Genomic DNA, 14,627 nt, shown 5'->3' on the forward strand with positions numbered 1-14,627 from the left:
GTGCAGGGGGCCTCGGCGGTCCGCGGTCACGCCCGGATCACGTCGGCACCGCCCGGGGCCAGCTCCGCCGAACCGGCCACCCGCGACGCGAGCCGCCCGGCGCGGGGACCGGTCCTCGACCGAAGCGGCGACGAGCGCCGCGCCGCGCGCTACTGGTAGAGGTAGACGATGAAGCCGATCGGCACGGTCAGGCCGGCGCCGACGAACCACTTGCCGCGCCCGCGCAGGCCGCGGTCGCCCTTCATCATGGTCATGCCGGTCAGCGCCAGGAAGATCAGCGCGACCGCGAACAGATCGGCGACGTAGGTCCAGACGCCCTTGAGGTTGTTCAGGTGCAGCGCGTTGAGCTCGAACAGCACCGCGCGCCGGGTGATCGTCTTGAGCGTGCCCCGGCCGGTGGTCACGTCGAGCCGGGCCTCCTGGCCGTCGCCCAGGAAGATCCGCAGCTCGCGCTCGGTCTCGAGGAAGTGGCCGCGCACGGCGGCGCGATCGAGGCGGAGGCGCGCGACCGCGGTCGCCTCGAGCTCGGCCGGCGGGCCCGGCGGCAGCGGCCCGATGTCGAACGAGCGCTGCGTGAACCGGTAGTTCGGGTTCCAGTCCTCGATGTGGTTGACCGCCAGGCCCGACACGCCGTACGCGATGATCAGCGCGACCGCGACGTAGCCGACGTCGCGGTGGAGGATGCGGAACCACTTCCGCCACATCACGCGCGCCACGCGCGTCACATCTTGTCGCGGATGAGCGCGCCGGTGCCGTCGAGGCGGACCACCGTGATCGGCGCGGTCACGCTGGCCGGGTCGAAGGTCTCGCCCTTCTCCTCGGCCTGGTACTTGGCGTAGTCGACGCTGTCCTCGAGCGACATCTCGGTCACCGCGACCACGCCCTCGGCCACCGCGTGCTTGCCCTTGGCGTCCATCGGGAAGACCATCTCGCCGTCGACGACCTTGAAGCGCAGCTTCTCGCCGGGCGCGGCGCCGGCCATCTCGAACCAGCAGCCGCGCTTGGGGCACACGTCGACGATCATGCCCTCGGCCCGCACGGTCTTGCCGGCGAAGGCCTTGGGGTCGGCGAGGATGCTGGCGATCGGGGTCGACTCGCCCAGCTTGACGCCAGCGCCGAACGCCTGGCCGTCGGCGGTCGCGACCGCGGTGCCCTCGGGCTTGGCGGCGGCGGCGGCGGTGTCGGCCGGCTTGGCGGCGGCGGTCGGCGCGGCGCCGGTCTTGGGGCCCTTGTCACAGCCGGCGGCGGCGACGAGGAGCGCGAACGCGAGCAACGAAGATGGACGGATCATCATGAGGGGGCCTCGACGGGTGGTCGCGCGCAGTCTGCGTCGAGGGCCGCCGCCTGTCAACGCGGCGGTCGGCCGCAGCGCCGCGTCATTCGGGCGGCTTGACGCGGGCGGTCGCGGGCGGTAGCTCGGCGCGCTTGCCGCCCAGCGCCTTGGCCTCGCGCTTGGTCCGGCGGCGCGCGTCCTTGGCGCTCTCGCCCGGCAGGCGGGTCTCGATGTCGACGCCGCCGAACATGATGAGCCCGGTGATCCGCAAGACCGGGCGCTCGGGGTCCGGCGACGCCGGGGCCCGGTGGACCTCGCCGAAGCCGCCGAACAGCGCGGTCGCGTCGGACTCGACCGCCAGCCACGGCGGCACGATGATCGTCATGCCGCCGAACAGGCACCGGATCCGCAGCTCGGTCACCCCGGGCGCGAGGTTGGCCTCGCGGAAGTCGAGCTCGGATCCGCCGAACATGGTCACGGCGGTGACCTGGCGGGCCGGGGTCCAGGTGCCGCCCTTGTCGACGCCGCCGAACACCGCGATCACGCGACCGCGCGCGGGCCAGGCGCCGCCAGCGGGTGTGGTCGGGGACGGCACGAGGGCGGTCGTGGTGGTCGACGCCGGCAGATCGGCGATCAGCGCGTCGAGCGCGGCCACGGTCTCGGCCCGCTGGGCCAGCTCGAGCCGGCGCTCGAGCTCGTCGACGTCGAGCGCGTCGGCGCTGAACTGGTCGGTCAGGACCGCGATCACCTGATCGCGGCGATCGCGCAGCGCGATCAACGGCCCGGGCGCGTCGCTCATGGCGCGAGCATACCGGGCGCCGGCCCGGGCGCCAGCGCGGCCCAGCGGGTCGCGGTGTCGTGGGCCAGGCGCGCCAGATCGACGCCGAGGGTCGCCGCCAGCGCCAGCTCGCGCTGGTAGCTGGTCGCCAGCGGCTCGGGGTCGTCGCTGCCGAGCACGCACCGGACGCCGGCCCGCTGCAGCGCCGCCAGCGGCGTGGCGCCGTGGGCGGCCTCGAGCGCCGCCACCGCCGACGGGATCAGCAGCAGGTTCGAGGTCGGGCACACCTCGAGCGTCACGCCGGCGTCGATCACCTGCGCGAGCACCGCCGGATCGTCGAGCGCGCGCACGCCGTGGCCGATCGCCTGGGGCGCTAGCGCCAGCGTGCGCGCGACCGAGTCGGCGCCGGCGAACTCGCCGGCGTGGATCGTCAGGTCGGGCAGGTCGGGGCGGAGCTGCTCGATGATCGCCACCAGCGCCGCCGGCATCGGCTCGCGATCGTCGCCGCCGACGATGCCGAGCACGTCGAGCCCGACCAGCGCCGCCGCGTGCTCGCGCACCATCGCCGCCAGCGCCTGGTAGTGGGGCGCGCTCTCGAACGTGCGCGACAGGCCCAGCCGCAGCAGGATCGGCACGCCGGTGGCCGCGACCACGCGCGCGCGCGCGGCGATCACCGCCGCCAGGATCGGGCTGGCGTAGCGGCTGGCGAACTCGACCGGCGCCACCTCGCGCCAGGCCCGGCGCTCGTGCTCGATCAGGGTGCGCGCCATCGAGAACAGGCTCAGGCGCAGCTCGCACCCGGCGGCGTCGGCCGCGGCCTCGTCCATCGCCCGCTCGGCCAGGGCCGCGATCGCCGGCACGCTGACGTAGGCGGCCCGGCTCGCGACGATGCAGCCGTAGAACGCCGACGGATCGTCGGACGGCGCGGTCACCGTCACCGCCGCGGCCAGCTCGGCCTCGGTGCGGAAGCGCCCGGCGGCGTCGTCGTAGAAGGTCGGGCTGCGCAGATCGAACTGGCGCGCGATCGCGGCCAGGGCCGCCGCGCTGTGCGAGCCCTCGAGGTGACGGTGGAGATCGAGTTGCACGGCGCTGGTGTACCGCACTGACGTCGGGCGGGTAGCGCCGCCTGGTGTTTGTCGGCGCCGGGCCGGCGCCGGGCCGGCGCCCGATCGCGTATGGTGCGCGCGATGGCGAGCCGCGCTGACCTGAAGCGAGCGCTCCTGGCCGCGGCCGAGGCCGCCCTGGCGACCGCGCGCGCGGCCCACGCCGCCGCGGTCGAGGGCGCGACCCACGCCGAGGCCCGGGCCGAGAACGACAAGGACACGCGCGGCCTCGAGCAGTCGTACCTGGCCCGCGGCCACGCCGCCCGGGTCCAGGAGATCGAGGCGGCGTTGCCGGCGCTGGCGGCGCTGTCGGTCGGCCGCGCGCCGAGCCAGGTGGCGCTGGGCGCGATCGTGACGGTCGACGACGACGGCGCGACCGTGCGCTACTACCTGGCGCCGTGGGGCGGCGGGGTCACGGTCGGCGGCGACGTGGCGGTCGTGACGCCGCAGTCGCCGATCGGCCGGGCGCTGCTGGGCCGGGCCGCCGGCGACCTGGTCGAGATCCGGCGCCCCGGCGGCGTGCGCGAGGTCGAGGTCACGCGCATCGACTAGTACCTCGCCACAGGGAATCTGATCGGTTGAGGACGCCGATCCATCGCCGATCGCTGCGTTGCAACTCCTCGAGTTCCAACGAGGGGCCCGTCGTCGTTGCGCCTTGCGCTCGGCGCGCCTCGGCGCCCGCAACCAATCATCTCCCCTGTGGCGAGGTACTAGCGCGCGGTCGCGTCCGCGCGGCCGGGTGTCAGCGGTGTCAGCCGATCGGGCGTTCGGGTGGGTGTCAGTCCGGTCGGTCGCGTCAGCGCGGCCCGACGCCCGCGTCGCCGGCCACGGCCTCGTCCTTGGTCGCCTCCTTGTACCCGGCCTCGACGCCCCGCTTGACCTTCTCGACCACCGGCTTGGCCTTCTCGCTCACGCCCTCGCGCATGTCCTTGGCCTCGCTGGTCGACCAGATCGCCGACACGTGTCCGAAGAACGTGCGCTTGCCCAGCTTCACGGTGGCGCCCATGAAGATGAGCACGCCCACCAAGATCAAGGTGACGACGGAGCGGATCACGCCGTCAGCCTAACGCGGCCTCGGCCGTGGTGCGAGCCGGCTGCAGGCTGCGGCCCGCATGCGGGCGCTGGCCTGCACCTCGGCGGCACCGGCGCCGCGCGGTTCCGCGGAGTTGCGCCGCTGCCGGGGAGGCACGGCGCCTGCAACTGCCTGCCTGCGATGGACACCGCCCGCACCAGCTCGCCCTCGCACTCCGCCGCGCTCGCCCCGTCGCCGTCGCCGTCGCCGCGGGTCGAGCACCTCGCCCGGGGCACCAGCCCGCCGGCCGCCGGCCGGACCCGCCTGAGCCCCAGCGTGCCGACGGCGATGGCGACCACCTTCGCGCTCCGGGTCGTCAGCGGCCCCGACCTCGGCGGCGACGCCGTCGCGGTGACCGAGCCGCTGGCGATCGGGACCGCGGCGACCAACGGCCTGGTCCTGACCGACGCGCTGGTGTCGCGCTACCACTGCGAGCTGACCGCGACGCCGGCCGGCCTCTACCTGCGCGACCTCGGCTCGACCAACGGCACGCTGGTCGACGGCGTCCGGATCGAGGCGGCGTACGTGCGCCCCGGCTCGCGCATCGCGATCGGCGGCACCCAGCTCGCGGTCGAGGCCGGCGCCGACGAGATCGTCGAGGCCCTGCCGACCGCCGATCGGTTCGGCCGCGCGCTCGGGACCTCGCCAGCGATGCGCCGGGTGTTCTCGGTGATGGAGCGGGTCGCGCGGACCGACTCGACGATCCTGCTCGAGGGCGAGACCGGCACCGGCAAGACCCTGATGGCCAAGATGATGCACGAGCGCTCGGAGCGCGCGGCCGGGCCGTTCGTCGTGATCGACTGCAGCTCGATCCCGCCGACCTTGATCGAGAGCGAGCTGTTCGGACACGAGAAGGGCTCGTTCACCGGGGCCCACGCGGCCCGCGCCGGCGCGTTCGAGGCGGCCGCGGGCGGGACGCTGTTCCTCGACGAGATCGGCGAGCTGCCGCTCGACATGCAGCCCAAGCTGCTGCGCGCGCTCGAGGAGCGCGTGATCAAGCGGGTCGGCTCGAACGAGCAGGTCCGGCTCGATCTGCGCCTGGTCGCGGCCACCAACCGCGACCTGCGCCAGGAGGTCAACCGGTCGAGCTTCCGCGCCGACCTGTACTACCGGCTCAACACCGTGCGCGTGAAGGTGCCGGCCCTGCGCGAGCGGCCCGAGGACATCCCGCTGCTGATCGCGAGCTTCTACCAGCTCTACGCCGGGCCGGGCGCGGCGCCGTCGGCGGCGCTCCTGACCGAGCTGATGCGCCGGCCGTGGCCCGGCAACGTGCGCGAGCTGCGCAGCGCGGTCGAGCGCGCCGTGCTCCTCGGCGAGGTCAGCGACGACGACGATCCGACGGTCGACGACGGCGGCGGGCCCGATCTGTCGGTGTCGTTCCGCGACGCCAAGGACGAGGCGGTCGCGCGCTTCGAGCGTCGGTACGTGCGCGACCTGCTCGGCGCGCACAAGGGCAACCTGTCGCGGGCGGCCCGGGCGGTGCGCATGGACCGCAACCACCTGCGCGATCTGGCCAAGCGCCACGACATCCCGATCCGGGTGTGAGCCGCGGCGGCGGCCGATCGCGCACGCGCGCGGCGCGGCTCGTCCGACCGGCGGCGTCACGGGCAGTCGTCGCGCACGCTCTCGCTGACGTCGTCGCCGACCTGCACGAACCAGCCGTCGGGCAGGTAGTCGATCTGCGCGACGGCGTCGGCCGGGACCCGATCGGCCAGCGCCTGGGCCCAGACCGCGGCGAGCGGGCACCGCGGCTGCGGCCGCAGCGGCTCGTCGCAGACCTCGCGGGTGACGACGTAGGCCTCGACGCCGGCGGGCGTGACGTCGACGTAGACCATGCACGGGAGCTCGACCGGCACGCCCGCGGGCACGTGCGGGCGGGCCGAGCGCGACGGCGACCGGAACTGGTAGGTGGCGTCGAAGTCGGGCGCCAGCGTGAGATCGGCCAGGCCGCTCGCCGCGACCCCGTCGACGTCGAAGCCGACCAGCAGCGCGTCGGGCGCGAGCTGGACCGCGCGCGCGTGGGCCCGCGGCAGGTACGCGATCGCGTCGAAGCGCGCCGGGTCGAAGTCGGGCGCCGCGGTCGTGCTCGGCGCGGCGCTCGCCACCAGCGTGACCCCGGCCGGCGCCGCCGCCGAGGTCGGCGCGCGGCCCCCGGCGCCGCGCTGGCTGACCGCGAGCGCGATCACCGCGGCGACGACGACGGCGCTCGCGCCGACGATCCGGGCGCGGCGGCGACGGGCCGCGGTCGGCGGCGCCATGGGGTAGGTGTGGCCGTGGGCCAAGGACGACGACGACGGCGCGGCGGGCGCGGCCGGCTCCCGCGGCGGCGGCCACGCGCCGCCCGGCAGCCCGGCGGTGGCGGCGGCGAGCGCGGCGGCCATGGCCGCGGCCGACGGGAACCGATCGTCGGGGCGCTTGGCCAGGGCCCGCATGATCACCGCGGTCACCGCCGGCGGCAGGTCGGGGCGCAGGCGATCCGGCGGCGGCGGCATGACCTCGACCTGCGCGCGCAGCAGCTCGAACAGGTTGGCGCCCGCGAACGGGCGCTGGCCGGTCACGCACTCGTAGATCAGCGCGCCCAGCGCGTACAGATCGGTGCGCCCGTCGATGGCGCCGCCGGCGACCTGCTCGGGCGCCATGTAGTCGGGCGTGCCCAAGAGCGCGCCGGTCGCGGTGCGGGGCGAGTCGCCGCGCTGGAGCTGCGGCGCCAGCTTGGCGATGCCGAAGTCGAGCACCTTGGCGTGGCCGGCCGCGGTGACCAGCACGTTGTCGGGCTTGAGATCGCGGTGGACGATGCCGATCGCGTGCGCGGCCGCCAGCGCCGACAGCACCTCGGCCATCAGCGCCGCCACCGCCGCCACCGGCAGCGGCCGGCGCCGCACCAGCGCGCCCAGGGTCTCGCCGTCGACGAACTCCATGACGATGTACGGGCGGCCGTCGTCGAGCCAGGCCAGGTCGAGCACGCCGACGATGTGCTCGTGGCGCACCAGGTTGACCGCGCGGGCCTCGGCGAAGAACCGGTCGACCAGCTCGCGGTCGCGCGCGCACGCCTCCGACAGCACCTTGATCGCGACCCGGCTGCCGATCGCCGGCTGGACCGCGAGGTAGACCCGCCCCATGCCGCCCTCGCCGAGGACGCGGGCCAGGCGCCAGCGGCCGATCGTCAGGCCGAGCAACGTGTCCTTGCTGGTCGCCAGGACCGCGCCGTCGTCGCCGCAGTGCCCGCCGCTCGGCCACGACCGTCCGCATTCCGGACAGATGTGGCTCACGGCTCCTCGCCCGGCCACGCCACCGGCGGGCACGCCCGGCCCAGCGCGGCGGCGGCGGCGGCGGCGGCCTCGGCGTAGGCGCGGGCCGCGGCCGCGGCGCCCAGGCGGCGCGCGGTGCGGGCCCGGGTCCACCACACGAACACCGCGTCCTCGGGATCGGCGGTGTCGCGCCGCGCCTGCTCGATCACCGCGTCCCAGCCGACCTCGAGCTCGTCGGCGCACACCAGGAGCGCGAGATCGCGGGTCAGCGTCAGGAACGGGTTGTCGCCGAGATCGTCGACGCGCAGGCTGTCGAGCTCGCGCCGGGCCGCGGGCAGCTCGCCGGCGGTGGCGAGCAGGAGCGCGTACCACACCGACGCCACCACCGGCGGCGCCTCGCGGAAGCGCTCGCTGCCGATCCGGTGGGCGGCCTCGCTGGCGGCGAGCGCGCCGGCCAGGTCGCCGGCCCAGAAGCGCAACAGCGATAGATCGTACCAGCCCCACAGCTCGACCTGATCGAGCCCCATCCGGTTCGCGATCGCGATCGCGCGCTCGGCGTCGGCGGTGGCCGCGGCCGGGCGGTCGAGCTGGCGCCAGACGTTGACCCGGTTGAACAACCCGATCGCCAGGTGGAAGTGATCGCCGGCCAGGTCGCACTGCGCGATCGCGCGGTCGAGCACGGCCAGGCCCTCGTCGAGCTGGCCGAGCCGGCGCAGCACGCCGCCGAGCATCAGCCGCGAGCCGATCGCGGTCGCGTGATCGCCGAGCCGGTCGGCGGCGTCGATCGCCGCCGTGAGCAGCGCGCGGGCGTCGTCGAGGCGCTCCTGCCGGGCCCGGACCACGCCCAGCCAGTTGTCGAGCCGGGCCCGGACCGCGGCCGGCAGCCCCGCCGGCGCGGCGGCGGCGGCGTCCTCGATCAGGCGCGCCGACTCGCCCAGGCGCTCGGTGAAGTCGCACACCGCGCCGTCGGCGACCTGGAGATCGATCGCCGCGGCCGGGTCGCCGAGCGCCAGCGCCAGCTCGCGCGCCGCGCGCAGATCGGTCTGGGCCGCCTCGTAGTGGGTCAGCAGCCGGCGGGTGTGGCCGCGCGCGCCCAGCAGGCGCAGGCGCGCGGCCGGTGGTGGATCGTCGCCCAGCTGATCGAGCGCGAGCGTCAGCCAGCGCTCGGCCTCGAGCGGCGCGTGCCGGGCCTGGGCGTCGGCGGCGAGCCGCTCGGCCGCGCGCACCGCGGTCGCGGCGTCGCCGGCGCGGGCCGCGTGGAACGCCATGCGGGCCCAGGTCGCCGCGTCGTCGCCGCGCGCGCGTACGTGGGCCAGCGCCGCGGCGTGGACCGCGCGCGCGACCGGCGCCGGCGCGGTGTCGGCGATCGCGTCCTGCTCGGCCTCGCTGTGGAACCGCCAGCTCGCGCCGTGCGCCACCACGACGCCGGCGCGCGCGAGCTGGTCGAGCCCGACGCCGGGATCGATGCGGACCCCGGCCGCAGGCACCTGGGTGACGGCCTCGACCACGTCGTGCTCGAACTCGGCGCCGAGCAGCGCGATCGCGCGCGCCAGCTCGGCCAGCCCGGGGCCGAGGCCGGCGAGCTGGCGGGTCACGAACCACTGCACGCCCGGCGCCGGCGGCAGGAAGTCGAGCTCGTCGGCGGCGACGAACCACACCTCGCTGCCGGGATGGCGCCGGATCACGCCGGCCCGCCGCAGCTCGCGCGCGAGCGCGGTCAGCACGCCGGGGCTGCCGCCGCACCGCGCCGCCAGCCGCGCCACCAGGGCCTCGGGCACGCGCCGCGCGGGCGCGAGCGCGCGCCGCAGCAGCACCCGCGCGTCGGCGTCGTCGAGCGGCGCCAGGCGCTCGACGCTGACCCGGGCGCCGTCGAGCCAGGTCGGCCGCGCCGCGGCCAGCGCCTCGGTCGCGGTCGCCGCCAGCCACAGCGGTCCGGTCGCGGTGCGGGCCGCGACGCCGAGCGCGGTCATCAGCGCGTCGTCGATCCAGTGGGCGTCGTCGACGACGATCGCCAGCGGGCCCACGGTCAGGGCCGCGTCGATCGCCGCCCGGACCTCGGCGGTCAGCGGCAGCGCCGCGCTGGGGTCGGGCCCGGGCGCGATCGCGTCGAGCTGGGCCCGCAGCGCGCGCACCGCGGCCGCGGCGCCCGCGCCGAACGTGCGCGCGCCGGCCAGCCGGACCACCGCGGCCTCGGGGTGGGCGGCCGCCACGCGCGCCGCGAGCTCGTCGACCAGCCGGCTCTTGCCGGCGCCGGCCGCGCCGAGCGCGAGCCAGGTCGCCGGCGGCCCGTCGGTCAACGCCGCGGCCGCGCTGGCGAGCGCCGACGCCACCCGCGCGTCGGCCCCGAGCATCGGCCCGGTCGTCGCGGGCGCGGGCGCGGCGTCGACCTCGGGCCGCGGGCGCAGGCGCTGGCCGCCGTCGATCGTCTCGACCTGGCCGCCGTCGAGCTCCCGCGCCGCCGCGGCGGTCAGCAGCACGCCGCTCGCGGTCGAGGTCGGCAGCCACGCACCGGGCTGGTCGAGCGGCGGGCCGAACAGCATCGCGCGCCCGTCCTTGCCGCGGCGGACCACGAGCTGGGTCACGTGCACCGCGGTGCGCGCGCCCAGCTCGGCCAGGGTGGCCGCGGTCGCCAACGCCGCCGCCACCGGCGCCGGGCAGTCGTCCGGCACGAACGCCAGGATCGCGCGGCCCGGGGTCTGACGTGCGACCTGACCGCCGCGCGCGCGCACCAGCGCGTCGAGGTTGTGGGCGGTCGGCGCGCGCTCGACCGCGACCAGCGCCACGCTCGAGCGGTTGGCGACCGCGACCGGCGCGACGCCGGTGACGAGCTCGGCGCCGTCGATCGCGGCCAGCGCCGTCACCACCGCCGCCGCCGACGCGGGGCGCTGGGCCGGCGCCTTGGCCAGGCACGCGGCCAGCAGCTCGTCGAGCTGGGGCGGCACCGGCCGCACCGTCGACGCGCGCGGCGCGCGGAAGCTCAGGTGCCCGAGCTCGACCGCGGTGCGATCGCCGACGAACGGCGGCCGCGTGGTCACCGCCTCGAACCCGACCGCGCCCAGCCCGTACAGATCGGTCGCCGCCGACAGCGGCTCGCCGCGGACCTGCTCGGGCGCCATGTACAGCGTCGTGCCCCCGGCGGTCGCGGGCGCGCCGTCGTCGACGAGGCGTCGGGCCATGCCGAGATCGAGCAGGCGGACCGCGCCGTCGGCGGCCCGGACGATGTTGTCGGGCTTGAGATCGCCATGGACGACGCCGGCGGCGTGCGCGAGGGTGAGCGCGCCCGCGACGCCGCGCAGCCACGCCAGGGCCTCGTCGATCGCGAGCGGCCCCGCGGCGCGCGCCAGGTGGGCGCCCAGGGTCGTGCCGGCGACCAGCTCCATCGCCAGGTACGGGCGCCCATCGGGCAGGGCGCCGTCGGCGAACACCGTCGGCACCGCCGGCGGGCCGATCGTCCGCATCGCCGCGGCCTCGCGCGCGAAGCTGGCCACGACCTCGGGGCCGCCGGCGTGCGCGACCTTGATCGCGGCCTCCGCGCCGTCGTCGCGGCGGCCCCGCCACACCGCCGCCTGGCCGCCGCTGGCGATCAGCTCGGCGACGCGCCAGCCGGGCACCACCGGCGGCGCTGGCGGGGCGTCGTCCTCGTGCTCCTCGCGGGTCGGCTGCGCGCCGTCGGCCGGGCACGCCATGTCCCGGGCCAGCTTGCGGAAGCAGCGCGGGCACCTCACGCGGCCATGCTACCTGCGATCAGGCGGCGTCCGCGCACAGCGACGCGCAGCTCGCGTCACCCGGCGCGCCCTCGCCGGCGGCGTCATCGAGCATGGCGTCGGCACCGGCGTCGGGCGGCGTCGGCGCGTCGGGCGGGGCGGCGTCGATGCCGGCGTCGGGCGGCGTCGGCGCGTCGGGCGGTGTGGCGTCGATGCCGGCGTCGGGCGGCGTCGGCGCGTCGGGCGGGATGGCGTCGGCGCCGGCGTCGGACGGCAGCGGCGCGTCGGGCGGGGTGGCGTCGGCGCCGGCGTCGGACGGCAGCGGCGCGTCGGGCGGGGTGGCGTCGGCGCCGGCGTCGGGCGGCAGCGGCGCGTCAGGCCCGCCGTCGATGCCGGCGTCGAGCACCGGGCCGTCGACGCCGGCGTCGGTCGGCGGCGGCACGACCGGCGCGTCGGGCGGCGGCGGCAACCAGTTACCGGGCATCTCGAACGGCAGCATGCCGTTGGCGAGCGGCGACTCGCACGCCACCAGCCAGTCGACGTCGGTCGTCTGGCCCAGCGCCGACTCGAGCGCGAGCTGCGACGCGATCCGCCCGACGCCGAGGCCGGTGATCGCCATCGCCGCGCCGTTGGCCTTCCAGCTCGAGTAGTTGTGGTAGCGGTTGTTGTTGAGCGAGTTGCCGGCGTAGAGCCCGGCCCGGTACGGCGACGGTCCCGAGCCCAGGTGCGTGCTGGCCGCGGCCATGCGATCGCCCGGCGGCAGCGGCGCGACCTGCGCCTGGACGCTGTCGAGGCTGCCAGGGTTGGCGCGCTCGGGCGCGGTGAGCTCGAGCGGCGCGATCACCGCGCCGCCCCAGCTCGGCGGCAGGCGCACCGACGACGCCGCGCCCAGGCCGCGCGCCAGCGCGAACATCGCCACCGGCGTGCCGTCGCGGGTGAAGAACGACAGGAACGAGTGCTGGTCGGGATCGACGGCCGCCGGGTGCTGCACCCACGACGCGTTGCCCAGCGCCAGCGCGCCGCGCCACAGGAACTGCGCGTTGGTGATCGCCGCCCCGCTCGCGCTCACGAAGTCGAGCGCCGGCTCGCCGTGCAGCGCCACCGGCAGCGACGCGTAGAACGCGAACTTGAACCACAGCGCGCCGGTCTGGAGCGCGACGCTCTGCGGGACGTTGGGGTTGTCGCGGTACTCGTCGCGCGGCACCGTCGTGATCGCCTGGACCATGTCGGTCCGGACCTCGAACGGGTCCCCCGGCAGCTCGGGCAGCCGCACCATCGGCGCCCAGGTCACGAAGCCGTGGTGCGCGAACACGCCGACCGGGCCGGCGTTGTCGCACGACGACAGCTCGAAGATCGGCCACGCGTACCAGAGCGCCTGCCGGAACACCATCGTGTCGACCCGGCGCAGCCGGAACACGACGTCGGCGACGCCGAGGTAGCCGTCGTAGACGTGGCCGGGGAACTGGATCTCCTCGCCCATCGCCAGCCGCGCCCGCTGGCCGCCGGTGCGGGCGACCTCGACGTCGGGGCCGATCGCCGCCGCGGCGGTGCCGCTCGAGCTGAGGAAGTTGACGCTGGTGACGCCGGCGGTCGCGGTCGCGCACAGCGGCGGCACGGCGCCGTCGTACTGGATGCCGTAGATCGTCGCGTTGTTGAGCGTGCCCGGGCCGGTCGGGCCCCAGGGCGGCGAGCCCCGCAGGCCGGTGATGGTCGAAAACGAACCGAGGTTGCCGCTGTAGCTGCCGGAGTTGCGGTCCCAGCCGCCGCGCTCGATCGCTCGGCCGCCGTCGTCGCCCGTGCACGCGACGGCCGCCACCAGGGCGGCGACACCGACGACGACGACGGATCGCGAGGAGCGCATCGGGACAGGACTCTGCATGGAGCGTACCGGGAGCCGAGGGCGCAATGGAGGGCGCATCGAGGACGGTGCAGGCGCGAGCCTGCAGGCTGGCGGCATCACCTGAGGGCCGGACCCCGCAGGCCCCCCGACGACAGAGGTATAGTATCCCGAGATGACAGCCTCGTTCACGCAGCCTGGCGACGGGACCATGCTGCTCGACCGCGCAGGTCGGGAGATATCCTACCGACGCATCAAGGTCGAGGTCATCAGCGGCGTCGACCAGGGCAAGACCTTCGTCGCCGAGGGCGGCGAGATCTCGATCGGCACCAGCGACGGCAGCGACCTCCAGCTCACCGACCCGGCGGTGTCGCGCCACCACTGCGCGGTCGCGGTCGTCGCGCGCGGCTACCAGCTCGCGGATCTGGGCTCGACCAACGGCACCACGGTCGCGGGCATCGGCGTCGAGCGGGCGCTGGTGCGGCCCGGCGCGATCGTCGAGATCGGCCAGACCCGGCTGCGGTTCGACGTCGGCGACGATCGCGTGCGCGAGCCGCTCGCGGTCGAGGAGCGCTGGGGCCGCGCGCTCGGACGCTCGAGCGCGATGCGCCGGATCTTCGCGATCCTGCCGCGCCTGGCCGGCGGCGACACGTCGCTCCTGCTCGAGGGCGAGACCGGCACCGGCAAGTCGCTCCTGGCCGAGGTCATCCACGACGCCTCGAACCGCCGCACGCGCCCGTTCGTCGTCGTCGACTGCGGCGCGATCCCGCCGACGTTGATCGAGAGCGAGCTGTTCGGTCACGAGAAGGGCGCGTTCACCGGCGCGGCCGCGGCCCGCCGCGGCGTGTTCGAGGCCGCCGAGGGCGGCACGGTCTTCCTCGACGAGATCGGCGAGCTGCCGCTCGAGATGCAGCCCAAGCTCTTGCGCGCGCTCGAGGACCGCGTGGTCCGGCGGGTCGGCGGCAACGACACGGTCAAGCTCGACGTGCGCGTCATCGCCGCGACCAACCGCGACCTGCGCCAGGAGGTCAACCGCGGGCGCTTCCGCACCGATCTGCTGTACCGGCTCAACACCGTGCGCCTGCGCGTACCGCCGCTGCGCGAGCGCCGCGACGACGTCGGGGTCCTGGCGGCGCACTTCTGGACCCAGTTCGCCAACGATCCCCACGCGGCGCCGCCGGCCGAGCTCTTGACCGACTGGCTGCGGCGGGACTGGCCCGGCAACGTGCGCGAGCTGCGCAGCGCGGTCGAGCGGGCGGTGCTGCTCGACGATCCGCTGATCTGGGCCGAGATCTCGACGACGATCGAGGTGCCGGCGTCGGCCGAGGTCGAGCGCGCGTTCGAGTTCGACGAGGCCGCGTCGTTCCGCGTCGCCAAGGAGCGGGCGGTCGGCGCCTGGGAGCGCGGCTACGTGCGCGAGCTGGTGCGCCGCCACGACGGCAACCTGTCGCGCGCGGCCCGCGCGGCCCGCATGGATCGCAACCACCTGCGCGAGCTGCTGCGGCGCCACGGCGTCTCGGCCAGCGACGATTGAGCGGCCGCGCCCGTCGGTGCAGGCCCGGGCCTGCACCGGAAACGCGGTCGGCGGCGTCGGCGCGCGTGGTACCCTGAG

The 14,627-nt window shown here is 76.2% G+C and carries 11 protein-coding genes; 3 read left to right on the forward strand and 8 right to left on the reverse strand.

Features of this window, described 5'->3' with window-relative positions; translation table 11 throughout:
• Positions 1-149: 149 nt before the first annotated feature.
• From IPL61_21720 to IPL61_21735, 4 genes are all read right to left on the reverse strand, one after another.
• Entirely contained in the window at positions 150-716 is a 567-nt protein-coding gene (locus IPL61_21720; GenBank protein MBK9033852.1) for a PepSY-associated TM helix domain-containing protein, read from the reverse strand.
• A gap of 5 nt (positions 717-721) precedes the next feature.
• Complete coding sequence (locus IPL61_21725; protein ID MBK9033853.1) at positions 722-1,273, reverse strand: DUF4920 domain-containing protein; 552 nt, start codon at positions 1,271-1,273, stop codon at positions 722-724.
• Between the two features lie 103 nt (positions 1,274-1,376).
• Positions 1,377-2,072, reverse strand: coding sequence for a DUF1707 and DUF2154 domain-containing protein (locus IPL61_21730; protein MBK9033854.1), 696 nt, complete (start codon positions 2,070-2,072; stop codon positions 1,377-1,379).
• Positions 2,069-2,878 (reverse strand): hypothetical protein, encoded by an 810-nt coding sequence (locus IPL61_21735; GenBank protein ID MBK9033855.1) that lies wholly within the window; start codon positions 2,876-2,878, stop codon positions 2,069-2,071. Before IPL61_21735 ends, IPL61_21730 begins: the two co-directional genes overlap by 4 nt.
• A 360-nt stretch (positions 2,879-3,238) precedes the next feature.
• Here IPL61_21735 and IPL61_21740 point away from each other — a divergent pair, with 360 nt between their 5' ends.
• A complete protein-coding gene (locus IPL61_21740) occupies positions 3,239-3,706 on the forward strand; it encodes a GreA/GreB family elongation factor (protein MBK9033856.1) in 468 nt (155 codons plus the stop codon).
• A 244-nt stretch (positions 3,707-3,950) separates the two neighbouring features.
• Here the strand turns inward: IPL61_21740 and IPL61_21745 are convergent, their stop codons facing one another.
• Positions 3,951-4,208: a hypothetical protein gene (locus IPL61_21745; protein MBK9033857.1), complete on the reverse strand. Its 258-nt coding sequence runs from the start codon at positions 4,206-4,208 to the stop codon at positions 3,951-3,953.
• Positions 4,209-4,514: 306 nt separating this feature from the next.
• Here IPL61_21745 and IPL61_21750 point away from each other — a divergent pair, with 306 nt between their 5' ends.
• The gene (locus IPL61_21750) at positions 4,515-5,771 is read left to right on the forward strand and encodes a sigma 54-dependent Fis family transcriptional regulator (protein ID MBK9033858.1); all 1,257 of its coding nucleotides are present in this window, start codon (positions 4,515-4,517) and stop codon (positions 5,769-5,771) included.
• 56 nt (positions 5,772-5,827) lie between these two features.
• Here the strand turns inward: IPL61_21750 and IPL61_21755 are convergent, their stop codons facing one another.
• The 3 genes from IPL61_21755 to IPL61_21765 are packed head-to-tail and all read right to left on the reverse strand — an operon-like array spanning position 5,828 to position 13,039.
• Positions 5,828-7,495: a serine/threonine protein kinase gene (locus tag IPL61_21755; protein MBK9033859.1), complete on the reverse strand. Its 1,668-nt coding sequence runs from the start codon at positions 7,493-7,495 to the stop codon at positions 5,828-5,830.
• Complete coding sequence (locus IPL61_21760; GenBank protein MBK9033860.1) at positions 7,492-11,199, reverse strand: protein kinase; 3,708 nt, start codon at positions 11,197-11,199, stop codon at positions 7,492-7,494. The genes IPL61_21755 and IPL61_21760 overlap by 4 nt, the downstream gene beginning before the upstream one ends.
• A gap of 19 nt (positions 11,200-11,218) precedes the next feature.
• A complete protein-coding gene (locus tag IPL61_21765) occupies positions 11,219-13,039 on the reverse strand; it encodes a hypothetical protein (GenBank protein MBK9033861.1) in 1,821 nt (606 codons plus the stop codon).
• A gap of 151 nt (positions 13,040-13,190) precedes the next feature.
• On the opposite strand from IPL61_21765, the gene IPL61_21770 reads away from it, so the two are divergent.
• Positions 13,191-14,549, forward strand: coding sequence for a sigma 54-interacting transcriptional regulator (locus tag IPL61_21770; GenBank protein MBK9033862.1), 1,359 nt, complete (start codon positions 13,191-13,193; stop codon positions 14,547-14,549).
• The last annotated feature ends 78 nt before the right edge of the window (positions 14,550-14,627 follow it).

This window comes from Myxococcales bacterium (genome assembly GCA_016717005.1).
GTDB lineage: Bacteria > Myxococcota_A > Polyangia > Haliangiales > Haliangiaceae > UBA2376.

Bases quoted from the DNA above. Each gene is read 5' to 3' on its own strand.
- IPL61_21750 (MBK9033858.1), top strand. From the start codon at position 4,515: ATGGCGACCACCTTCGCGCTCCGGGTCGTCAGCGGCCCCGACCTCGGC.
- IPL61_21765 (MBK9033861.1), bottom strand. From the start codon at position 13,039: ATGCGCTCCTCGCGATCCGTCGTCGTCGTCGGTGTCGCCGCCCTGGTG.
- IPL61_21730 (MBK9033854.1), bottom strand. From the start codon at position 2,072: ATGAGCGACGCGCCCGGGCCGTTGATCGCGCTGCGCGATCGCCGCGAT.
- IPL61_21770 (MBK9033862.1), top strand. From the start codon at position 13,191: ATGACAGCCTCGTTCACGCAGCCTGGCGACGGGACCATGCTGCTCGAC.
- IPL61_21740 (MBK9033856.1), top strand. From the start codon at position 3,239: ATGGCGAGCCGCGCTGACCTGAAGCGAGCGCTCCTGGCCGCGGCCGAG.
- IPL61_21735 (MBK9033855.1), bottom strand. From the start codon at position 2,878: ATGGACGAGGCCGCGGCCGACGCCGCCGGGTGCGAGCTGCGCCTGAGC.